The organism is Streptomyces naganishii JCM 4654, from assembly GCF_014650575.1.
In the GTDB taxonomy this organism is placed as follows: Bacteria; Actinomycetota; Actinomycetes; order Streptomycetales; family Streptomycetaceae; genus Streptomyces; species Streptomyces naganishii.
The window spans coordinates 1-2,224 of sequence record NZ_BMVF01000052.1; the positions used below are offsets into that span (position 1 = coordinate 1).

The window sequence follows — 2,224 nt, forward strand, 5'->3', positions numbered from 1 at the left end:
AGCAGGTCATCCCGGACCAGTGTCCAAGGTCCGTCCCCACTTCCGCATGCGTCGCTGGCAACGGCGGGGTGTGAAGCCGGAAGCGCAAGCCCAAGAGCGGCACGGCCATCGGGCCGCAACAGGCGAGGGGAAGACCGGACGGGCTAATGCGAATGAACCCTTGACGAAGTCTCGTAACTCCTCTGCCGCGTCGATGGTGAGCTGTCGGCGGCGAATAGGCCCTGGCGTGGAAGAGCGCATGACGACCCCTGAACATTGGCGTCGAAGGGGGAGGACACCGTCGGGCCCGGGATTAAGAGGGAGCCCACCCCGGTCGCATCTTGTGGGAGTGGAACGTGGAAACCCCGTTGGAGTCCGGGAGCGATCCCGGTAAGCCGGAGGTAACGAAGGCCCAAGCCTCCAGCGGGACAGGATGATCCGAGAAGCGAACGCCGACAGGGCGAAAGCCCAGAGGAAAGGGACGCGGAGTCCTCTACCGCGTCACATAACTCGTCGGATACGGGAGTAATACCCCGGCCCGAAAGGGAGCCCACGCGGATCAGGTGGGCCCGTGAAGAAGAACTGCAAAGGACCTCGAACCGAAGGGCAAGTTGGATGCCGAAGGCAGGTGAAGCAGCGGCGCCTGTGGCGACGATGCCTCCTACGACGGCGAACGGACCGGAGGACTACGCCCAAGCCTGGCACGACATTGATTGGGCCAAGGCGGAAGCGTCGGTACGGCGACTGAGGCAGCGCATCTTCACAGCCACGCAGGAAGGGGACCTGAAGAAGGTCCGGAACTTGCAGAAGCTGATGCTGCGGTCTCACGCGAACACGCTCGTGAGCGTGAAGCGGGTGACGCAGCAGAGCACAGGCCGTCGGACAGCAGGGATTGACCGAGAACGTGCGCTCACTCCGAGCGCGCGAGGGCGACTGGCCGCTGAAATCGCAGCGGGGCGTTGTCCTGGAAAGCCCCTGCCCGTCCGGCGTGTGTACATTCCCAAAGCCAACGGAAAGCAGCGCCCCTTGGGTATTCCAGTGATCCGTGACCGGGTCCGCCAGGCTCGCGTCAAGAACGCACTGGAACCCGAGTGGGAAGCCCGGTTCGAGCAGCGAAGCTACGGTTTCCGCCCTGGCCGGGGCTGTCATGACGCGATCGGTGCCATCTTCAATATCGCAGGCCAGAGACGGGCCAGGCGGTTATGGGTGCTCGACGCTGATCTGACAGCGGCTTTCGACCGCATTTCGCACGACCACCTGATGGGCCTCATCGGTACCTTCCCGGCGCGGGAAGCGATCCGGGGGTGGCTCAAGGCGGGGGTGATGGATTGCGGACGATTCTCGCCCACCGATGAGGGGACTCCTCAGGGTGGTGTGATCAGCCCGCTGCTGCTCAACGTGGCCTTGCACGGCATGGAGACAGCGGCCGGACATATCACGGAGGGACGCTCCAACAAGTCCCGAAGGGATGCTCCGGTCCTGGTTCGGTACGCGGATGACTTCGCTGTGTTCTGTCACAGCGAAGACGAAGCCCGCCGGGTCAAGGAGCAGCTGGCTCGCTGGATGATCCCGCGAGGGGTCGCCTTCAACGAGGAGAAGACATCCGTCCTCCACCTTGAAGAAGGATTCGACTTCCTCGGGTTCAACATCAGGAGATACAGCGGGACTCTACTGATCAAGCCGAGCAAGGCGGCTGTGAAGAGGGTCCGGGAACGGCTCCGCAGTGAAGTGATCGGCCTGCGAGGGGCGAACGCTGGAGCCGTGGTGAGGAGGCTCAACCCGATCATCAAGGGGTGGGCTACCTACTACCGGACGGTGGTGTCCAAGGAGACCTTCAAGTCCCTGGACTTCTACGTGTGGACGCTCACGCAGAAGTGGGTCAAGCACTCCCACCCGAACAAGCCGAAGAGCTGGCGACTGGCCAAGCACTACGGCGTCTTCAACTCGACCCGGAAGGACCAGTGGGTCTTCGGTGACCGGGAGACCGGCACCTACCTCTACAAGTTCAACTGGACCAGGATCGTCCGGCACGTGATCGTCAAGGAAGGCAACTCACCTGACGATCCATCGCTGGCCGAGTACTGGGCGAACCGCCGACGCAAAAGGATGCCCGGAACCGCCGACAGGTGGACCATCACCCTCGCATCCCGCCAGAAGGGGATCTGCCCGCTGTGTGAACAGCCCCTGATCCCCGATGCCGAGTACACACCGGACAACCCGCGCGAGTGGGCCGCCTGGTTCTCGG

The 2,224-nt window shown here is 63.4% G+C and carries 1 protein-coding gene; it reads left to right on the forward strand.

Translation table 11 applies throughout. The features are described 5' to 3' along the window. Positions 1 to 594 precede the first annotated feature (594 nt). The coding region (gene ltrA / locus IE217_RS34290; protein WP_190181874.1) for a group II intron reverse transcriptase/maturase at positions 595 to 2,224 on the forward strand (1,630 nt) is incomplete at its 3' end.